Origin of the sequence: Bosea sp. 124, from assembly GCF_003046175.1 — a bacterium.
Lineage (GTDB): Bacteria > Pseudomonadota > Alphaproteobacteria > Rhizobiales > Beijerinckiaceae > Allobosea.
Genome location: NZ_PZZM01000001.1, coordinates 1,981,210 through 2,000,974, shown reverse-complemented (window position 1 = coordinate 2,000,974; position 19,765 = coordinate 1,981,210). Strand labels below are relative to the sequence as shown.

Annotated in this window: 19 protein-coding genes; 5 read left to right on the top strand and 14 right to left on the bottom strand. The window is 68.2% G+C overall.

Translation table 11 applies throughout. From position 1 onward, the window contains the following. Positions 1-86: 86 nt before the first annotated feature. The 9 genes from C8D03_RS09345 to hslV form a co-directional block, all read right to left on the bottom strand. Positions 87-647: a NifU family protein gene (locus C8D03_RS09345; protein ID WP_108046014.1), complete on the bottom strand. Its 561-nt coding sequence runs from the start codon at positions 645-647 to the stop codon at positions 87-89. 115 nt (positions 648-762) lie between these two features. Continuing rightward, complete coding sequence (locus tag C8D03_RS09340; protein WP_108046013.1) at positions 763-1,257, bottom strand: universal stress protein; 495 nt, start codon at positions 1,255-1,257, stop codon at positions 763-765. 106 nt (positions 1,258-1,363) lie between these two features. Beyond that, complete coding sequence (trpS, locus tag C8D03_RS09335) at positions 1,364-2,413, bottom strand: tryptophan--tRNA ligase (RefSeq protein WP_108046012.1); 1,050 nt, start codon at positions 2,411-2,413, stop codon at positions 1,364-1,366. Between the two features lie 47 nt (positions 2,414-2,460). Next, complete coding sequence (gene murJ / locus C8D03_RS09330; protein WP_282568589.1) at positions 2,461-4,026, bottom strand: murein biosynthesis integral membrane protein MurJ; 1,566 nt, start codon at positions 4,024-4,026, stop codon at positions 2,461-2,463. Between the two features lie 22 nt (positions 4,027-4,048). Then, positions 4,049-4,363, bottom strand: a complete 315-nt coding sequence (locus tag C8D03_RS09325) for a type II toxin-antitoxin system RelE/ParE family toxin (RefSeq protein WP_108046010.1) — start codon at positions 4,361-4,363, stop codon at positions 4,049-4,051. A gap of 7 nt (positions 4,364-4,370) precedes the next feature. Further along, positions 4,371-4,625, bottom strand: a complete 255-nt coding sequence (locus C8D03_RS09320; protein ID WP_108046009.1) for a ribbon-helix-helix domain-containing protein — start codon at positions 4,623-4,625, stop codon at positions 4,371-4,373. Positions 4,626-4,702: 77 nt separating this feature from the next. After that, positions 4,703-6,013 (bottom strand): ATP-dependent protease ATPase subunit HslU, encoded by a 1,311-nt coding sequence (gene hslU / locus C8D03_RS09315; RefSeq protein ID WP_108046008.1) that lies wholly within the window; start codon positions 6,011-6,013, stop codon positions 4,703-4,705. A 47-nt stretch (positions 6,014-6,060) separates the two neighbouring features. Then, a complete protein-coding gene (locus C8D03_RS09310; RefSeq protein ID WP_108046007.1) occupies positions 6,061-7,149 on the bottom strand; it encodes a hypothetical protein in 1,089 nt (362 codons plus the stop codon). Continuing rightward, entirely contained in the window at positions 7,146-7,715 is a 570-nt protein-coding gene (gene hslV, locus C8D03_RS09305) for an ATP-dependent protease subunit HslV (RefSeq protein WP_465246435.1), read from the bottom strand. Before hslV ends, C8D03_RS09310 begins: the two co-directional genes overlap by 4 nt. A gap of 39 nt (positions 7,716-7,754) precedes the next feature. On the opposite strand from hslV, the gene C8D03_RS09300 reads away from it, so the two are divergent. Beyond that, on the top strand, positions 7,755-8,201 hold the full coding sequence (locus tag C8D03_RS09300; RefSeq protein WP_108046005.1) for a hypothetical protein: 447 nt from the start codon (positions 7,755-7,757) through the stop codon (positions 8,199-8,201). A 2-nt stretch (positions 8,202-8,203) separates the two neighbouring features. Here C8D03_RS09300 and hemA read toward each other — a convergent pair whose 3' ends face one another. The 3 genes from hemA to C8D03_RS09285 all read right to left on the bottom strand — a co-directional run bounded on the left by hemA (position 8,204) and on the right by C8D03_RS09285 (position 11,594). Next, a complete protein-coding gene (gene hemA / locus C8D03_RS09295; protein WP_108046004.1) occupies positions 8,204-9,415 on the bottom strand; it encodes a 5-aminolevulinate synthase in 1,212 nt (403 codons plus the stop codon). 86 nt (positions 9,416-9,501) lie between these two features. Then, positions 9,502-10,761 carry an allantoate amidohydrolase gene (locus C8D03_RS09290; protein ID WP_108046003.1) on the bottom strand — a complete coding sequence of 420 codons (1,260 nt, stop codon included), beginning with the start codon at positions 10,759-10,761 and terminating at the stop codon, positions 9,502-9,504. 86 nt (positions 10,762-10,847) lie between these two features. Then, positions 10,848-11,594, bottom strand: a complete 747-nt coding sequence (locus C8D03_RS09285) for an SDR family NAD(P)-dependent oxidoreductase (protein ID WP_108046002.1) — start codon at positions 11,592-11,594, stop codon at positions 10,848-10,850. Positions 11,595-12,040: 446 nt separating this feature from the next. Here C8D03_RS09285 and C8D03_RS09280 point away from each other — a divergent pair, with 446 nt between their 5' ends. Further along, a complete protein-coding gene (locus C8D03_RS09280; protein WP_248308409.1) occupies positions 12,041-12,847 on the top strand; it encodes a WecB/TagA/CpsF family glycosyltransferase in 807 nt (268 codons plus the stop codon). Continuing rightward, positions 12,844-13,734 (top strand): DUF6492 family protein, encoded by an 891-nt coding sequence (locus C8D03_RS09275; protein WP_108046001.1) that lies wholly within the window; start codon positions 12,844-12,846, stop codon positions 13,732-13,734. Before C8D03_RS09280 ends, C8D03_RS09275 begins: the two co-directional genes overlap by 4 nt. Here C8D03_RS09275 and C8D03_RS09270 read toward each other — a convergent pair. Continuing rightward, on the bottom strand, positions 13,709-14,974 hold the full coding sequence (locus C8D03_RS09270) for a lipopolysaccharide biosynthesis protein (protein WP_108046000.1): 1,266 nt from the start codon (positions 14,972-14,974) through the stop codon (positions 13,709-13,711). The genes C8D03_RS09275 and C8D03_RS09270 overlap by 26 nt on opposite strands. Before the next feature lie 118 nt (positions 14,975-15,092). Between C8D03_RS09270 and C8D03_RS09265 the strand changes: the two genes are divergently transcribed. Beyond that, positions 15,093-16,184, top strand: coding sequence for an endo-1,4-beta-xylanase (locus C8D03_RS09265; protein WP_108045999.1), 1,092 nt, complete (start codon positions 15,093-15,095; stop codon positions 16,182-16,184). Positions 16,185-16,272: 88 nt separating this feature from the next. Continuing rightward, positions 16,273-18,672 (top strand): GumC family protein, encoded by a 2,400-nt coding sequence (locus tag C8D03_RS09260; RefSeq protein ID WP_146170126.1) that lies wholly within the window; start codon positions 16,273-16,275, stop codon positions 18,670-18,672. A gap of 26 nt (positions 18,673-18,698) precedes the next feature. On the opposite strand, the gene C8D03_RS09255 is transcribed toward C8D03_RS09260, so the two are convergent. Continuing rightward, a complete protein-coding gene (locus C8D03_RS09255) occupies positions 18,699-19,754 on the bottom strand; it encodes a glycosyltransferase family 2 protein (protein ID WP_248308408.1) in 1,056 nt (351 codons plus the stop codon). Between the last annotated feature and the right edge of the window lie 11 nt (positions 19,755-19,765).

The following is a 19,765-nucleotide window of genomic DNA, read 5'->3' as shown; positions in this document are numbered from 1 at the left end:
TCGGATCAGCCTGTCGGGTCTGTGGCGGGTGAAAGATGCACCAAAGCTATAATGGCAGGCCGATCAAGCCAAAACCATGCGTTCGTTCAAATCGCCTCGACCTCGCGCACATCCGGCAGGAAGTGGCGCAGCAGGTTCTGGATGCCGTGCTTCAGCGTCGCGGTCGAGGACGGGCAGCCCGAGCAGGAGCCCTTCATCGCCAGATAGACGGTTCCGTCCTTGAAGCCGCGGAAGGTGATGTCGCCGCCATCGCCCGCGACCGCCGGGCGGATGCGGGTCTCCAGCAGATCCTTGATCGTCTCGACGGTTTGCGCGTCTTCGGGAGCGAAGAACTCGCCCTCCTCGACCACGTCGGCGCGCGAGCCGTCCGAGAGCACCGGCGCGCCCGACATGAAATGCTCCATGATCGCGCCCAGTATGGCCGGCTTCAGATGCGGCCACTCGCCGCCCGATTTGGTCACCGTGATGAAATCCGAGCCGAGGAACACGCCGGAGACGCCGTTGACGCCGAACAGGCGCTGGGCCAGCGGCGAACGCTCCGCCTGCTCGGGATCGCGCAGCTCAAGCGTCCCGTCCGGCATCACGGCGCGGCCGGGCAGGAATTTCAGGGTCGCCGGATTGGGGGTGGCTTCGGTCTGGATGAACATGGTGGAATCTCCGGTCGCGGACGGTTCAAGGCCGCCGTTCCAAGCTTCGATATAGGCGTCTGCATGGAATCATTCCAGCGCGAACGATCGCCGCCGGGCATGCGTTCGCGCATGGTCACGCCAGCGCGTCGATTTCCTCGTCCTCGAGATGGCCGGGCACGATCGCGACCGGAATCGGAAAGCTCGCGGCCGATTTGCCGGCGAGCGCGCTGACCAGCGGGCCAGGCCCGTCGCGGCCGGCGCCGGCCGCCAGCACGAGCAGCGAGATGTCCTCGTCGGCCTCGATCAGCTTGACCACCTCGTCGGCCTTGTCACCGGTCCGCACGACCCGCTCCGGCTCGAGCCCGGCGAAGGTCCGTACGGCGGCGGCGGCGGTGTCGATCAGCTTCTCGGCCTCGGCCTCGGCTTCCGCCTGCATGACCTCGCCGACGCCGAGCCAGGTTTCGTGCTCGGGTGGGGTCACCACGCCGAGCAGCACCATCGCCGCCCCGGTTCGCGCACAGCGCCGGGCCGCGAAGCGGACGGCCTTGGCGCATTCGGCGCTGTCGTCCACCACCGCGAGGAATTTCGGGCGATGGCCCGTTTCATAGGACCGCCGTCGCTTCACCATGTCGCCTGCCCTGCCGCCGCTTCAGGAGCGCGCATGGTGAACCGCGCCGCAACGTCAGCGCAAGCCCGCCTCGCGATCCTCATTGAGCTTGCGCAATCAGCATCGATCAACGCCGCGAAACGAAGCCGACGAGGTCCTTGACGTCGCGCATGATCGGCGCCGCGATCGCCTCGGCCCGCTGCGCGCCCTCGCCCAGGATGGCGTCGATATGGCTGACATCGGCGAGCAGGCGACGCATCTCGCCGGCGATGGGGCTGAGCTTCGCCACGGCGAGATCGACCAGCGCGCCCTTGAAGCCGGAGAACTGGCCTCCGCCGAACTGGCCGAGAACCTCCGCCTTGGTCTGGCCGTTGAGCCCCGCATAGATGCCGACCAGATTATCGGCCTCGGGCCGGCCCTCCAGCCCCTTCTCCTCGGACGGCAGCGCCTCGGGATCGGTCTTGGCCTTGCGAACCTTGGTTGCGATCGTCTCGGCATCGTCGGTCAGATTGATGCGGGAATAGTCGGACGGGTCCGATTTCGACATCTTCTTGGTGCCGTCGCGCAGGCTCATGACGCGCGGCGCCGGCCCCTGGATCATCGGTTCCGGCTGCGGGAAGAAGCCGAGTTCGCCGGTGCCGAGGCCTTTTTCAGCGATCTGCGCGCTGAAATCATTGTTGAATTTCTGCGCGATGTCGCGCGCCAGCTCCAGATGCTGCTTCTGGTCCTCGCCGACGGGCACATGCGTCGCCTTGTAGAGCAGGATGTCGGCCGCCATCAGCGCCGGATAGGCGTAAAGCCCGATCGAGGCGTTTTCCTTGTCCTTGCCGGCCTTTTCCTTGAACTGGGTCATGCGGTTGAGCCAGCCCAGCCGCGCGACGCAGTTGAACACCCAGGCCAGCTCGGCGTGCTGGTGCACCTGACTCTGGTTGAAGATGATGCTCTTCTTCGTATCGATGCCGGCGGCGACATACGCTGCCGTGACCTCGCGGATGGCGCGGGTCAGGTCGGCGGGGTCCTGCCAGACCGTGATCGCGTGCATGTCGACGACGCAATAGATGCACTCATGCGTCTCCTGCATCGCCACCCAATTGGTCAGCGCGCCGAGATAATTGCCGAGATGCAGCGTCGAGGTCGGCTGCATGCCTGAGAAGACGCGCTGGTGAAAGGTCGCCATCGGGCGCTCCGTCGTCACGAACGGGGAAGGGAAGCGGCGCTTCTGGCTTAACCCTGCCGCTTGCGCAAGAGGCCCGGCCGGATGCGCGCTCCGAAGGCGCCAAGCGTCCAGCCGGCCGCGGCATAGAAGGCCAGCCCGACGCCGCAGAGCAGAAGCAGCGCCGCGGCGCGCCAGAGCGTCGGCTGGTCCTGTGTCAGCACGCCGGCCAGATGCCGTTCGAGCCAGGACAGCACGCCGAGCATCAGCAGGCTGGCGAGGACGATGCCTGCGATCGGGCGGAGGGTCGCGCCGGGCCGCCACAGCCCCTCGCGGGCCAGCATGCCGCCGAGCAGCACGGCCTGGACGGCAAACGCGACACTGGCGGCGAGCGCGGCCATGGCGGCCGCGTTGCCACCGCGTGAGAGCGCAAGGCCCGTCGCTGCAGCCACCCCGACGGCAAGACCACCGCTCAGAAGCGGCAGGCGCGGCCGTTGCCGGGCGAAATAGACCTGCCCGAAGACTTTCGCCGCCACCGCGAACGGCAGGCCCGCCGCGAAGGCCGCGAGCGCGGCTGCCGTGCGCGCGCTGTCCTCAGCGCCGAAACGGCCATGTTCGAACAGGATCGAGACGATCGGCTGCGCCAGCGTCATCAACGCCGTCGCAGCCGGCAAGGCGAGGGCGAGCCCGAGCGCCAGCGCCTGTCCGAGCATGGCATCTTCGTCGGCGCGCCTTGCCGCCATGTCGGAGAGCACGACGGTGCCCATCGCCACGCCGACGAAGCCGAGCGGGAGCTGGAAGACCCGGTCGGCATAGTAGAGCGCGGCGACCGCGCCTTGCTCGGTCGAGGCGATCTGTGTCGCCACCAGCAGGACGAGCTGCGCGCTGGATGCCGCCAGCAGCGTCGCCCCGCCATTCGTGACTAGTCGGGTCATCTGCGGCGACCAGCGTAGGCTCGGGCGCGGCAGGCCGATGCGGCGCAGCGCGACCAGAACCAATGCGAGATGCGCAAACCCGGTCGCGCTCACCGCCAGCGCCTGCCATCGCGCGGCCATCGCCGGCTCCGTGCCCTGGACCAACTGCACCAGCAGGATCGCGATCAGGATCGCGTTCATCAGCGCCGGCGCCAGCGCGGCCATGGCGAATCGGCGCTCGGCATTGAGCAGCGCGGCCAGCATCGCGGCGACCGTCGTCAGCATCAGGAAGGGCAGCATCAGCCGCGTGTAGGAGGCTGCCAGGGCAAGCGTCTCCGGTTCGGCCGCGAAGCCGCCGGCGAGCCCGAGCACGACCCAGGGCGCGAAGGCTTCGCCAAGTCCGACCAGAACCAGCAGCAGCAGCGCGAGATGGCCGAGCGCCTCGCCGGTGAAGCGCCGTGCCGCGGCCTCGCCATCCTCCTGCCGGATCGCGAGATAGAGCGGCACGAAGGGCGCGTTCAGCCCGCCCTCGCCGAGCACGCGCCGGACCAGATTGGGCAGGCGCAGCGCGGCGAGGAAGGCGTCGGCGACCGGCCCGGCCCCGAGCAGCCTTGCGATCAGCACATCGCGAGCGAAGCCGAGCAATCGTGACAGCATCGTCGCCACGCCGACGACAAGGGAATCGCGGGCAAGGCGGGAACGAGATGCTGGCGGCCCGGTCAAGACCGTGTCTTTCGCCGCTGCATCACGATCCAAAATCCTCGCGGAAGCGGTCAATCTGATGCATGCGCTCGTGCAGGATCGTCACGATGCCGATGTCGCCATCGGCAAGCCTTCTCCAGTAGACGAAGTGCCTCTCGAAGCGGAACACATAGCCGGTCACGCCGAACTCCGCGGGGATGGGACGCGATATGACGGCATGGGTCTGGATCTGGCCGTAGGCCTCGAATAGCCCCGCGATATAGCGGTCTGCCTGCTCCGTCCCCCAGTGATCGCGGGTGTAGCGGTAGACCTCGTCGAGGCGATGAGACGCCGCTTGCTGGACGCGAACGGCAACCATCGGGCGTTCAGACTTTGTTGCGAGCGATGATCTCGGCCGCCGTCAGCGGCAGATACGACGAATCCGGAGCCACGAAAGCGTGGGTCAGTTCTGCCTTCAACCGCTCGAACGCTTCGTTTTCCGCACGCTGCTTGTCCCGCCGTATCAGGTCGCGGACATACTCGCTGATGTTCTCGTAAGCGCCGCTCTCCCCGACATTGCTGGCGACGAAGTCGCTCAGTGCGCCTCCGAGGCGAACCGTCATCGTTGTTGTGCGGGACATATCAGTCTCCGATCGCGCTGTCTTCAATATGATTAAGAATGAAGACAGCGCAAGCCTCGTCACTCGCAATGACGGGTCTACAGAATGAACCGGCTCAGATCGGCGTTCTTCGCCAGGTCGCCGATGCGCGACTGCACGTAATCGCCGTCGATCGTCACCGTCTCGCCGGAACGATCCGGCGCCGTGAACGAGATGTCGTCGAGGATGCGCTCGATCACCGTCTGGAGGCGGCGCGCGCCGATGTTTTCGACCGTCGAATTCACATCCACCGCGATGCGCGCGATCGCGTCGATGGCGTCGGGCGTGAAGGCGATCGTGACCTCTTCCGTGCCCATCAGCGCTACGGTCTGCTTGATCAGGCTGGCCTCGGTCTCGGTCAGGATGCGCTTGAAATCCTCGACGTCGAGCGGTTGCAATTCCACGCGGATCGGCAGGCGGCCCTGCAGTTCGGGCAACAGGTCGGAGGGGCGCGAGACGTGGAAGGCGCCCGACGCGATGAACAGGATGTGGTCGCTCTTGACCGCGCCGTGCTTGGTCGCAACCGTCGTGCCCTCGATCAGCGGCAGCAGGTCGCGCTGCACGCCCTCGCGCGAGACATCGGCGCCGCCCTTGCCTTCACGGGCGCAGATCTTGTCGATCTCGTCGAGGAAGACGATGCCGTTGTTCTCGACCTCGCGGATTGCCGCCTGCACAATCGCTTCCTGGTCGATCAGCTTGTCGCTCTCCTCGGTCAGCAGCGGGCCGTAGGCGTCCTTGACCAGCACGCGTCGCGGCTTGCCCTTCTGGCCGAAGGCCTTGCCGAACATGTCCGAGAGGTTGATCGCGCCGATCGAGGCGCCGGGCATGCCGGGCACCTCGAACATCGGCGCCGACAAGCCCGCCCCGGCTATGACCTCGATCTCGATCTCCTTGTCGTCGAGTTCGTTGGCCCTGAGCTTCCGGCGGAAGGAATCGCGCGTGGCCGGCGAGGCGGTGGCGCCCACCAGCGCATCGAGCACACGCTCCTCGGCTGCGACATGAGCCTTGGCCTGCACATCCTTGCGGCGGCTCTCGCGCACCAACCCGATCGCGATCTCGACGAGGTCGCGCACGATCGATTCAACGTCGCGGCCGACATAGCCAACCTCGGTGAATTTCGTTGCCTCGACCTTGAGGAAAGGCGCATTGGCCAACTTCGCGAGCCGGCGCGCGATCTCGGTCTTGCCGCAGCCGGTCGGCCCGATCATCAGGATGTTCTTGGGGCTGACCTCTTCGCGCAGCGGCCCTTCGAGCTGCTGGCGCCGCCAGCGATTGCGCAACGCGATGGCGACGGCGCGCTTGGCGTCGTTCTGGCCGACGATGAAGCGGTCGAGTTCCGAGACGATCTCGCGGGGGGAGAAACTGGTCATGGGGGCAGCATTTCCTGAAACATGGGTCGCCGGCCGGCGGCAGCTGGTCAGGCTGGGGTCGCGTCGATCGGGGGCAGCCTGTCGCGCCAGCGGCCGAGCGGCAGCACCGGCAGCAGCGCTCGACGCAAGGCCCGCCAGCCGGCGGAGAGGGCCAGGACCAGCGCGGCGAGGCCGAGCAGTGCCAGCGGCAGGCTCAGATTGTCCGAGACGCTCTGCGAGATCAGATAGGCGACGGCGATGCCGGCGTAGCTCAGGGCCGAGACCAGGAGCGCGCGCCGGTCGATCACGAGCGCGATGACGCCGAGCGCGGCGAAGACGCCGAGGACGATCAGTGATGTTGTGGTGCTGAAGCTGCCCGCCGTGCTCACCATGCCCCTGAAGATCGGGTGTACGATCAGCCCTGCTGAGAGCAGATGAAGCCAGAACGCGGCGTCGGACCGCCGCGTCACGCGCTGCGGATCGCGCATGTCGAGGCGCAGCGCCAATGTGAAGACCGACAGCCCGCAGACCAGCAGGATCAGGTTGAGATAGTCCTGCGCCTGTGCGGGAGCGACGGCCGAGACCAGCGCGAGCAGGACGCCGATGCCGCCGCTTGCCGCAAGCGCGATGTCGACCGGCACGCGAAAGCGCCAGTGATGCAACAGCGCCGCGCCGGCAAAGGCCGCCGCCGCCGGCACCCAGCCGCCATAGAGGATGGCGGGGAGCGCCCGGTCGGCCGTCAACTGCGCGACCAGCAGCGCCGCTGCCGCGCAGAACATCGCGGCGAGCAGGATCGAGGGCAGCGCCAGCCGCATCCGCCGTGCGAACACCTCGCTGAGCCCCCAGGCGGCGAGAACGGCCACGCCTGAAAACGCGTCGCCGAAACCGACCACGCGCGACAAACCAAGCAGGGCGCCGGCCAGCAGGCAGACCCCGATCGCGACGAACACGTCGTTGAAGCCGCCGATCAGCCGGAAGCGCTCGTCATCGGGATCGACGGCGAGGCGGTCCTCGGCCGTGACGCTGGCGCCGAGGCGCGGCGGTGACGAGGCCTCCGCCGCGAGTCGCAGCCGCGCCAGATGCGCGATGCGCACCGCCTGGGCCTGGTCGATGATGCCCTCCGCGACGGCGGCCTGGAGATCCTCCTCGGCGATCATGGGGCCTCCAGCGTCTCGATGACGAGGCTGTGGTTGGTATAGACGCAGATGTCGCCGGCGATCTTCATCGCCTTGCGCACGATCGCCTCGGCATCGGGCTCGACATCGATCAGCGCGCGCGCCGCCGAGAGCGCGTAATTGCCGCCCGAGCCGATCGCCATCACCGAGCCGTGCTCGCTCGTCTCGGGTTCGAGCACGTCGCCCGTGCCGGAGATCAGCAGCGAGACCTCCTTGTCGGCGACGAGCAGCATCGCCTCCAGCCGGCGCAGATAGCGGTCGGTGCGCCAGTCCTTGGCAAGCTCGACGCAGGCGCGCAGCAACTGCGTCGGGTATTGCTCCAGCTTGGTCTCCAGCCGCTCGAACAGGGTGAAGGCATCGGCCGTCGCTCCCGCAAAGCCCGCGATCACCGCGCCCTTGGCGAGGCGACGGACCTTCCTCGCATTGCCCTTCATGATGGTCTGGCCGAGCGAGACCTGGCCGTCGCCGCCGATCACGACCCGCCCGCCCTTGCGCACCATCAGGATGGTGGTCGCGTGCATCACGGGGGCGGCGTTATTCTCTGGCATGCGATTCGGGTCCGGAATCCGTCGGCGGGAGCAGCCAACATGTTCAGACTGAAGCCCGGTATCAAGAGCAACCCGGAGAAACGCTGGAATCTGCCCGAGCGCGTCTTCTTTGCCTGTGGCGCCTGCCACATTCTCGCCCACGCATTTCTGGAGACCTATCCGGATCGCGGCTTTCGGGCGGTCTGGATCAGGCCGGCCGAAGGGTTCAGCGGAAACCACGTCTTTGTCAGCGATGGCTGCGCCGCATTTGACTATCACGGCTATCGCAACGAAGCGGCGCTTCTCGCGCATCAATGGGCGAAGGGACGACGCTGGTGGCCCGAATGGGATGCGACGCTGATTCCGCTGCCGCAGGAGGTGCTGGTTTCGGAAGCGAAGTCGAAGATCTATGACGGCCTGTGGCTGCGCGAGCCGAACCAGTTCCTGCATGACGCAATGCCGAGGGCGAGGGCCTTTCTGGCGCGGTTCGGTCCACCGCCGGATTGAGCTCAGGCTGCCCGCTTCAGCCCCACCTGCCCCCAGATCGCCGTCAGACCTTCGACGAGATGATCGATATCGGCGTCGGAATGCAGCGGCGACGGCGTGATGCGCAGCCGCTCGGTGCCGCGCGGCACGGTGGGGTAGTTGATCGGCTGGACATAGATGTCGAAGCGCTCGAGCAGCTCGTCGCTCACGGTCTTGCACAGCGCCGCATCGCCGACCATCACCGGGACGATATGGCTCGGATTGGGCAGATGCGGGATGAAGGCCTCGTCGAGCCGGCGGCGCAGCATCGCTACGCGGTCCTGATGGCGCTCGCGCTCGACGCTGCTCGCCTTGAGATGGCGGATCGCGGCGAGTGCGCCGGCCGCGACCGGCGGCGGCAGCGAGCTGGAGAAGATGAAGCCGGAGGCGAAGCTGCGCACGAAATCGCAGAGCGCCGCGGAGCCCGTGATATAGCCGCCCATCACGCCGAAGGCCTTCGCCAGCGTGCCCTCGATCACGCTCAGGCGCGATGTCAGGCCGTCGCGCTCGCTGATGCCGCCACCGCGTGCGCCGTAGAGGCCGACCGCATGGACCTCGTCGAGATAGGTCATCGCGCCGAATTCCTCGGCGATGTCGCAGAAGGCCTCGATCGGCGCGATGTCGCCATCCATCGAATAGACCGACTCGAAGGCGATCAGCTTCGGCCTTGCCGGGTCGAGCGCCGCGAGTTTGCGGCGCAGATCGCCCGGGTCGTTATGGGTGAAGATGTGCCGCTCCGCCCGCGAATGCCGGATGCCCTCGATCATCGAGGCGTGGTTGAGCGCATCCGTCAGCACGATGCAACCCGGAATGCGCGCGGCCAGCGTCCCGAGCGAAGCCCAGTTCGACATGTAGCCGGAGTTGAACAGCAGCGCCGCTTCCTTGCCGTGCAGATCGGCGAGCTCCCGTTCCAGCAGCACGTGATAGTGGTTGGTGCCGCCGATGTTGCGCGTGCCGCCGGCGCCGGCGCCGCAGCCGTCGAGCGCCTCATGCATCGCCGCGAGCACGGCGGGATGCTGGCCCATGCCGAGATAGTCGTTGGAGCACCAGACGGTGATGTCGCGCGGACCGCGCTCGCCATGATAGGTCGCGCGCGGAAACTGGCCCGCCTTGCGTTCGAGATCGGCGAAGACGCGGTAGCGGCCCTCACTGCGCAAGCCGTCGAGCTCCTTGCGGAAGAATGTCTCGTAATCCATCGCCAGCCTCCTGCGGCGCACGCGTTCTAAGCATACGGCCCGGAAGGGGAAATGGCACGCGGTGTCGCGGCCGGCTTTGATCGGGATCAGCCTTCGCGCCGCGCCAGCTCGAGGATCGCCTCGAGCAGGGCCCGAATCGCGATGCCGGCATCGGCCTCGGTCATGTTTTCCAGCGGCGAATGGCTGATGCCTTTTTCATTGCGCACGAACAGCATGGCGGCGGGGCAGAGCGCCGCCATCGCCATCGCGTCATGCGCGGCGCCGGAGGGCAGGCGCCTGGCCGCATGGTTGCCGCCGGCACGGGCGACGCCCGCGCCGAGCGAATCCTGCAGATCGGCGTCCATCGGCACGGCACGCGCATTGGTATAGAGCGTGATGTCGAGCGCGACGCCGCGTCGCGCCGCGATCTCGCCGAAGCGGCTGCGGATCGCCGCATCCATGGCCGCGAGCGTCTCGTTCGAGGGGCAGCGGAAATCCATCGTGAATTCGACCGCGCCGGGGACGACATTGGTCGCGCCGGGATTGACCTGGAACACACCGACCGTGCCGACGGCCTGTTCATGCGCCGCCGCGATTGACTCCAGCGCGAGCGCCATCTCGGCGCTCGCTGTCATCGCGTCCCTGCGCAGGTTCATCGGCACCGTGCCGGCATGGCCCGCCTCGCCCGTCACGCGGACGCGGGCGCGCCGTTGCGCGTTGATCGCGGTGACGATGCCGACCGGCTCGTTCTCGACCTCCAGGACGGGTCCCTGCTCGATATGCAGCTCGATATAGGCCTTGACCGAGCCGGGCTTGCGCGCGAGCGCCGCGATGCCCGTCGGGTCACCGCCGAAGGCGACGAGCGCGTCGGCAAGCCGCGTCCCCTCCGCGTCGCGCGCCTCCAGCCAGGCCGGATCGTAGTCGCCGGCGAGCGCGCAGGAGGTGGAGAGATGCGTCGGAAACCGGACATTCTCCTCGTCGCCAAAGGCGACGACCTCAAGCGCGAAGGGCAGTACGATGCCGGCGTCCCGCAGGGCCTGCGCCGCCAGGATGCCGGCGACGACCCCGAGATTGCCGTCGAAGCGCCCGCCATCCTTCACCGTGTCGATATGGGAGCCGATCATCACGCAGGGGCCGCCCGGCGCCGGCCCTTCGCGCCGGCCTTGCACCGAGCCGGCCGCATCGACGAAGGCGGTCAGCCCTGCGACCTCCATCGCGCCCTTCGTCCATTCCGCCGCCTGCCGGTGCGCCGGGGAGAGATACAGCCTCGTCAGCTTGCCGGGCTCGTCGGTGAAGCGGTTGAGGCCCTGGAGCGCGGCGAAGGCACGCGCGCCGAGCACGGCGGCGGACGGAAGGGACTGGATCATGGGTCGACTTTAGAGCTTCGCATGCGGTGATTGAAAGCGGATCGCGGGCGCGGCATGGTGAGCCGGAGGCCCGCCTGGCCGTTGCCTCAATAGGTCGCCCGGCCGCCCGAAAGGTCGAACACGCCGCCGGTAGTGAAGCTGTTCTCGGCCGAGGCGAGGAAGGCGACCATCGAGGCCACCTCCTCGGGCAAAAGGAAGCGCCCGCGCGGGATCTTCGCCAGCATGTAGCCGATATGCTCCTCGCTCATCTGGTCGAAAATGCGGGTGCGGGCGGCGGCCGGCGTGATGCAGTTGACCGCGATGTCCTGCGTCGCCAGCTCCTTGCCGAGCGACTTGGTCAGCGCGATCACGGCGGCCTTGGAGGCCGAATAGGCCGAGGCGTTGGGGTTGCCCTCCTTGCCGGCGATCGAGGCCACCAGCACGAGGCGCCCGTAGTTGCGCTTGATCATGCCGGGGATTACCGCCTGGCAGCAATGCAGCGTGCCGTCGACATTGAGCCGCATCACCCGGGCCCATTCGTCGAGCGGGTATTCCCAGGTCTTGAGGTTGGCGCCCGCGATGCCGGCGCTGGTGACGAGAATGTCGACGCTGCCCTGTTTGGCTTCGAGCGCGTCGGCCGCGGCCTTCACCGCCTTCGCATCGGTGACGTCGATGCCCAGTCCGCTGGCGCCCGCGCCGATCTCGCCCGCGGTCCGGGCCGCCAGATCGCCGTCGAGGTCCCAGATCGCGACAGTGGCGCCGCTGGCGGCGAAGCGTTCCGCCACGGCCCGCCCGATGCCCTGTGCGCCGCCGGTGACGATGGCGGTTCTTCCCTTGAGATCGATCTGGTTCATTGCCGGCCCCTGACTCGTTGGACCGGCACCCTAGAGCATGATGCGGAACCGTGGGAACCGGCTTTCAGGACGACGCCCTCCTGCGTCGTGCCCTTGCTTTTCACACCGGGTGCGGGCGTCGCGCTTTCGTGACGGTGCGCGTTAAGCATTGCAGCGGGAATGAGGCAGCTCCGGCGCTGCTCCGGCCTGTGCCGAAACGGCGCGATCGGCGCCCCGATGTGCCGTTCTCCGACAGGAGCGGGCCGCCTCCGCCGGCCGTGTCGGCCAAGACGGCCCGTATCGAAACAACCTGTGTTTTCAGAGCCTTTGGCGATTAACCCGGCGTCGTGGCCTGGTTGAAGATGCCGTTCACCGTCCCGGCCGGTTCAGCTTGACCCTGCCGGCCGTTGGGTCATGACGTGAGGGTGAAATTCGCTGATCGCGCAACTCGTCCGGATCGATCGCCTGTGCCTGCCAGCCTGTCTATAGCCCTCGCGAGCCAAGCCGCAGCCCGGACCGCGGCGCATTTCGACGTGCGCGACATCGGCGGAATCGGGATCGCGGTCCTGACCAGGGCGGCCGCCCATGCAGAAATCTCGGACGCGATGGCGACCGGCCGCCATCTCAAGCTCGCCTTCTGCAATGCCAATCTGGTCAATATCGCGGCGCAGGATCCCCCGCTGCAGCGCCTGCTCGCAGGCTTCCTCGTGCTCGCGGACGGCATCGGCGTCGATATCGGCAGCCGGCTGCTGCACGGGACCGCCTTCCCGGCCAATCTCAACGGCACCGATTTCATCCCGTTTTTGCTCGCGGCCGAGCGGCGGCCCCTGCGCGTGGCGCTGATCGGCGGCCGCCCCGGCATCGCCGATCGCGCCGCCGCCCGGCTGCGGCGAGACTTCCCGCACCATGCGTTCAGCGTCGTCAGCCACGGCTATTTCGCACCCTCGGAGGAAGCCGGCCTGCTGTCCGCTCTGAAGGCGGCGCCGCCGGACCTTCTGCTCGTGGCCTTCGGCAATTCGCGTCAGGAAGGCTGGATCGCCGACAGGCTCGGCCCGCAGCACTGTGCGGTTGCGGCCGGTGTCGGCGCCTTGTTCGACTTCTTCGCCGGCGAGGTGCCACGTGCGCCGGAGGCCATCCGCCGGATGCGGCTCGAATGGGTCTACCGACTCGGGCTCGAGCCGCGCCGCCTGTGGCGCCGCTATGTCGTCGGCAATCCGGTCTTTCTGCTGCGCCTTCTGCGACAGCGCTTGCTTGCCGGCAGATCGGCCCGGTGAGCCTGACCTATGCCATCGCGACGCCGAGCTATGCCGGAGATGTCGAGCGCTGTCGCCTGCTCTGCGCGAGCGTCGACCGCTTCGTCAGCGGCCATGTCGCCCATTATCTGCTGGTCGAGGATCGCGACGTCCCCTTGTTCAGGGATCTCGAAACGCCGCGCCGCCGCGTGATCGCCGAATCCGATCTGCTGCCCTCCTGGCTCAGGTCGCGGCCGGATCCGCTAAGCCTCGGCCGCCGCCGCGTCTGGACCGGCGCGCGCGCACTGCTGAAGGGCATTCCGCCGCTGCGCGGCTGGCATGCGCAGCAATTGCGCAAATTCGCCCTGCCGCTCCACAGCACGGAAGACGTCGTCCTCTTCGCCGATTCCGACATGCTGTTCCTCAGGCCGTTCGAGCTCGGCAGCCTGGTGACGGACGAGGGCATCAGGCTCTACCGCAAGCCTGCCGGCATCACGCCGGACATGCCCGAGCATCGCATCTGGTGCGACAATGCCAGCGCGCTTCTGGGGCTTCCCCCGCCGACCCTGCCCGGCCCCGACTACATCAACAACATGGTGAGCTGGCGGCGCGACAATGTCCGCGCGCTGGTGGCGCAGCTCGAACGGGCGAGCGGCCGCGACTGGGTCCGGGCCATCGCGTCCCGCCGGGCGTTCTCGGAATACATGATCTACGGCTACTTCGTCGAACAGGTGCTCGGGCTGGGTCCGTCCGGCCACTGGGCCGATGAGCGCGAGCTCTGCAAGGTCTACTGGGGCGGCAAGGCCGGGGCCATCGACAGCCTGCGCTCCTTCGAGGAGGTGATGGAGCCCTGGCAGGTAGCGGTCGGCGTCCAGTCCTTCATCGGCGAGCCGGTGGAAAAGATCAGGGCCCTGTTCGAGACGCAATGACCGGGCGCGCCGCAGGCGCCTGTGCCAGCAGCCGGTAGGTCACTGCCGCCGACAGCACATAGACCAGCCCGAAGACCAGATTGAGCCAGGGAGCCCAGGCATCGGCCGCCGGGAAGCGCAGCATCACCCAGCACAGCAGCGCCGCCTTCAGCGCCGTGATGGCGCAGAGCAGCGCGATTCGCGAGCCGCCACGCTCGCGCGCATAGAGCAGCTCGGCATGGTATTCCACGAGGTTGCGGAAGGCCGGTACCGCGAGCATCGGCAGGAACAGATAGGCGGCTTCCGAGACATTGTGCCCGAGCAGCCTGGGAAAGGGCTGCAGCGCCAGGATCACGGCTGCGAGGCCGGCAATCGAGATCGCCGCGATGCCGAATTCGACAAGCGCGAGACGGCCGACCCCGCCGGCGAAGCCGCGCTCCTTCATGATCTTCTGGACCAGCATCTGGTTGAAGCTGCGTACCGGCATGGCGGTGAGATCGATGACGCGCATCGCGATGGCGTAGAGCCCCGCAGTTCGCTCGCCCGCCAGCGCCAGCATCAGCAGCTTGTCGAGTTCCGACTGGATGTAGAACACGATCTCGGCGGCGCTGGTATAGACGGCGTCCGACAGGCGGCGCGGATAGAGTTTGCGCTCGAAGCGCAGCCGCAGCGGCGGCAGGAAGACGGCAAGCGCCACGACCAGCGTCGCCAGCGTTGCGGCCAGGTAAGCCCAGACCCAGATCTCCAGGCTGCGATGGCCGAACGCGACGAACAGAAGTGCCGCCAGCGTGCGCAGGGTCGAGCCGATGATCACGAGCAGCGCCGCCTCCCGGAAGCGCCTGAGCCCGTTGTTGACGATGGCGACCACCTCGACGAGCCGCCAGCACAGGATCTCGGCCACCAGGATCAGCGCGAACGGCAGGACCGCGAGACGGTCTGCGAACAGCAGCCGGTAGACGAGCGCCGCGGCGAGCGCGATCACGGGCAGGGAGAGCAGGCCGAGACCGGCGAAGCCGGCGAGATAGGCGCCGAGCAAGCGCGGCTTCACCGTCGCCACGCGATAGACCGGCGAGACGAAGCCGAAGGCGAGCAGCCGCGACAGGATCAGCCCTGTCGCCGAGGCCGTGGCGAACAGACCGAATTCGCCGAGGGTCAACGTATTCGCAACGATGAGGAAGTAGACAAGGGAGATGACGAGCCGGCCGGCTGAGCCGCTCAGGATGGTGAGGTAGGCGAGGATGGCGGCGCGGTCTGGCAGCATGGGGTCCGTTTTGACAATGCAGGCTGGCCCGGCTCGTGCCTGCCCCGTGCAGCCTGTCGCCCCGTTTCTAGCCGACAGGCGTTGAGCGACCCTAAACGAAACGGAACCGTCCCTGCCCATGCGACAGTCTGAACCGGATCGACACATCGGCGCTTTGACGCGGCGCGACGCGCTGGTCGCGGCCGCAGGCGTCGCCTCGGCCGCCATGCTGGCGCCCGGTCCGGGGCTGGCGGCGGCACGGCCGATTCCGTTCGGGTCCGCCGCCCAGATCGAGACCTTCCGCGCCGACCCACGCTATCGCCAGGCCCTGACGAGCTATTGCGACGTCATCGTGCCGATGAACGACCTCAAATGGGAGGCGATCCGTCACGACCGCTCGCGCTTCGATTTCTCGGGCGCCGACGAACTGGTCGCCTTCGCCGAGCGCAGCGGCAAGTCCTTGCGCGGCCATGCCCTGCTCTGGGGCGAGGCGCTGCCGCCTTGGGCGAAGGAGATCAGCACGCGGGCCGAGGCCGAGCGCGAGCTGGTCCAGCACATCGAGACCGTCGTCGACCGCTACAAGGGCAGGATCGCGACGTGGGACGTCGTCAACGAGGTCATCAAGTTCGAGCCGCTGCCCGGTGAGCCCATGCGCGACACGATCTGGCAGCGCCTGCTCGGGCCCGCCCATGTCGAGATCGCCTTCCGCACGGCGGCGCGCATAGACCCCAAGGCACGCCTCGTCCTCAACGACTTCAATTTCGAGGAGCCCGGCCCCGGCCCGGCGGCGCGGCGGAAGATTGCACTCGATCTCTGCCGCAGGCTCAAGGACAAGGGCATCCCGGTCCACGGCATCGGCCTGCAGGCGCATCTCTACGCCGACAAGCCGCTCGATATCGACGGCCTGCAAGGCTTCATGGTCGAACTCGGCAAGCTCGACCTCGATGTCGAGATCACCGAACTCGACGTGATCGACTGGAAATTGCCGGCCGATACCGCGACACGCGACCGTGCCGCCGCGAGCCTGGTCGGGACCTTCCTGGATGCGATCGTCTCCGTGCGCCGGCCGAAGGCGATCGTCACCTGGGGGCTGAGCGACCGCTACTCCTGGGTTCACGAGACCTTCCCGCGCAAGGACGGCGCCCGCGCGCGCCCCCTTCCGCTGGATGCCGATTTCAGGCCGAAACCGATGATGGCGGTGCTCGACCGCTACCGGCGCAGCCAGAGCTGAGCAGCGACCTCGCTGCGCGGTCGACGACCGAGACGATCATGCCTGCACGCGATGGTCCCGTCGCGTCGGCCGGGCGAGGATTTGAAGAGTGAAGCGTAGCGTCATGTTCACCACCGAGACCGCTGCCAGCGAGCCGGAGCAGAAGCGGGAGCGCCAGGAGCGGCGCGTCGCCCCCGTTCCGGCGCCGGCCGGGACGGTGCTCCTCACCGATCCCGCCTGGCTCGCCAGGACCTTGTGGTCGCGCAAGGGGCTGATCCTGCTCTCGACCATCGTCGGAATCGTCCTCGCTGCGCTCGCCAGCCTGATGGTGCCGCCGAAATACGTCTCGACGGCGCAGCTCTTCATCGATCCGCGCGACCTCCGCGTGCTTCAAAACGAGGTCTCTCCGAACGCCACCGGCGGCGACCCGACCTCGATCACCAGCTATCTGGAGAGTCAGGCCCGTATCATCGCCTCCGACAGCATCAAGTCGCCGGTGGTCCTCGCCGAGGGGCTGGACAAGGATCCAGAGTTTGGCGGCGAGGCCCCGAAATCGGGGCTTTCGCGGCTGTTCGCGGATCTGCTGCCGAACAGCGGCGCCCCGCCTCATGACGGCATGGTCTATGCGTTGGCGGCCCTCGACAAGAACGTCGCGGTCCGCCGCGGCGAGCGCACCTTCGTCATCGATATCGGGGTGACCTCGCGCGAGGCGGCGAAGGCGGCCCGCATCGCCAACGCGCTCGCCAACACCTATCTCGAAAACCAGGCCTCGGTCCGCGCCGACGCCGCGCAGCGCGCCACCGCCGCCCTGACCGCGCGCCTCGAGGAGCTGCGCAACCGCCTGCGCACCGCCGAGGAAAAGGCCGAGCGATACAAGGAAGCCAACAATATCGTCGGTGTCGGCGCCGGCAAGTCGATGAGCGAGGAACAGCTCGGGCTCAACAATGCCCAGCTCGTCGCGCTGCGGACGCGCGTCACCGAAGCGCGGGCGAAATACGAGCAGACCCTCGCGGCTCGCCCGGCCGGCATCGAGGCCGGCGCCATCCCCGAGGCCGTCGCCTCCAACACCATGACGGCCCTTCGTGCTCAGCTCGGCGCAGCGCTGGCCAAGGAGGCCGATCTGCTCGCCTCGCTCGGCGCCCGTCATCCGGCTCTCGCCGCAGCCCAGGCCCAGACCCGCGACGCCCGCCGACAGATCGCCGACGAACTCTCCCGCATCTCCCGCTCGGCCAAGGTCGAACTCGACCGCGCGGTCGAGGCAGAGCGCCAGATCGCGCGGCGCGTCGACCAGCTTACCGCCAATCAATATGCCGCCGGCCGCGCCTCGGTCGAGCTGCGTGAACTCGAACGCGAGGTCGAATCCTCGCGTGTCGTCTATGACGCCTTCCTGCGCCGCGCCCGCGAGACGGGCGAACTCGCCGGCATCGACACCACCAATGCTCGCATCATCAGCGCCGCCATGCCGCCGCTCGAAAAGAGCGGCATCAGCCGGCGCACGTTCGCTTTGCTCGGCGGCTTCGCCGGTGGCGGCGTGGGCGTGGCCCTCGCGCTCGGGCTTGCCCTCTTCGGCGCCGCGCCGCGCCCGGCGCCGGGGCGCGAGCCGCTGGAGGGCGATGATGTCGTTGCCGCCGCTGTGCCGGAAACCGTTGCGACACAGGCTGCGGGTCAGCAGGCTGCCGGTCAAATCGTGCCGGTCATGCCGGACACGCCGGCCGCTGTTACGCCGGCTGCGCCGAAAGCGGGCTGGCGTCGCTTCGTGACGATCCAGGGCGGGCAGGCCGAACGCGCTCCCGATCTGGTGCTCACGGCTGCGGCACCGCTGCTGGCAAGCCTGCCGGCCGTCAGGCATCGGCGCTGGCGGCGCGACGATGCGGATGTGCGCTCGGTCTTTCAAGCAAAGGCGCATCTCGTCGATGTGATCGACAAGCCCAATGCCGGCTTCGCCAAGGCGGTCAGGTCATTGCGCGCCACGCTCGCCGCGGAAGCGCCCGGTCCGGGCCATCGCCGCATCCTCGTCCTCGGCCTGCGCCCGCAGGCCGGGGCTTCGACGCTGGCGCTCAATCTTGCGCTCGATGCCGCGCTGGCGGGGCTGCCGGCGATGCTGGTCGACGCCGGCAGCGGCGACGACAGCCTGACGCGGGTCTATGCGCCCGATGCCGGTGCGGGGCTCTACGAGATCGCGAACGGAACGGTCGGGCTGGTCCGTGCGGCGCTTCAGGACGAGGGTAGCGGGCTGTTCTTCCTGCCGCGCGTCGGCGCCGCTGACAAGGTCAGTGCGGCCGAGATCGAGAGCGGCTTCTTCGAGAAGGCGCACCGCTTCGGTCCGATCGTGATCGACGGCGGGGCGATCGGCGCAGATCCGATATCGCAGCGCTTCGCCGACCTGGCCGACGACATCGTCCTGATCGTCCGCGAAGGCGGGATCGGCGATGGCGACATGGCGCGTGCGACGGCAGCACTTGGAGCCAACGCAGCCAGGCTGCGTGGTTTCGTCGTCAACGAGGCCTGAGCCGGCAGGGCAGCCGCCCGGGAGGCTCAGTTCGCCTCGGGCTTGCGGTACTGCTCGTTGCTGACGCCGACCTCGGACAGCAGGCGTCCGATCGCGACCTGCGCGTGGTAGAGCCCGACCAGCATTGATTGCGTCTTCAGGCCCAGCACGATGCCGCGCGGCACCGACGCCGCGAGCAGCGCCAGCGATTTGGCGAGAACCCGCAGCCGGCCCGCCGGCCCCGGGTGGCTGCGTCGTTCGATCGCCGCCGAAATCGCACCGTTCCGCAGTGCGCGCGCGACGATCCAGCCGAATTCGCTGCGTCGTGCCGGCATGATCTCGCGCTGCGCCGCCTCCTGGACCCACCAGAAGCGGAAGCCGGCGGCCTTCGCCCGGGCGAAGAAGTCGCTGTCGCCGCCGCCGGTGAAGTCGAAATCCTCATTGAGGAAGGGGAAGCCGAGCCGTCCCAGCACCTCGCGCCGGATCAGGTAGTTGGCGCTGGAATAGAGGATCGGCACGGGGCCGGAGACTTCGTAATGCGAGCGGAAGACCGGATGCGCCCTCAGCCAGGCACGCGAGGCGTCCTCGAATTCCGGGGTGACGGAGCCGCCGAACAGCTCAGCCGGAGCCTCGTTCGCGGCGCGCAGGAAGGCGTCGAGCCAGAGCGGCTGCGCCCGCTCGTCATCGTCGATGCCGAGAACCTGCCTCAGAGCAGGGAAGCGCGTCAGCGCGCAGCGCCAGGCGGCGTTGTAGGCCTTGCAGTTGCCCTGGCGCGGCTCGACGATGACCAGCCCCCGGAACAGGCCGGCCTCCAGCAGCGACGCGGCGCGGATCGCCCCGGCGCGCTCGACGCCCTCGTTCTCGACCACGATGATCGCAAACTCATGGCCGCCCTGCTGTGCCGCCAGCGAGCGCAACGTCGCCTCCAGCAGGTCGGGGCGGCGGAAGGTCGGCACGCAGACCACGCTCTCGACGCCGGCGAGCGCCGCAGCGGGTGAGGCCGCGAGCACGCTGAAGCTCTCGGGCAGGCCAAAACCCGTCACGGAGCGCTGTCCGCGCGCGGTGTCGCCGTCATTGCTGCGCATCTGTTCCGTCACGGCCATGGTGGATTCAG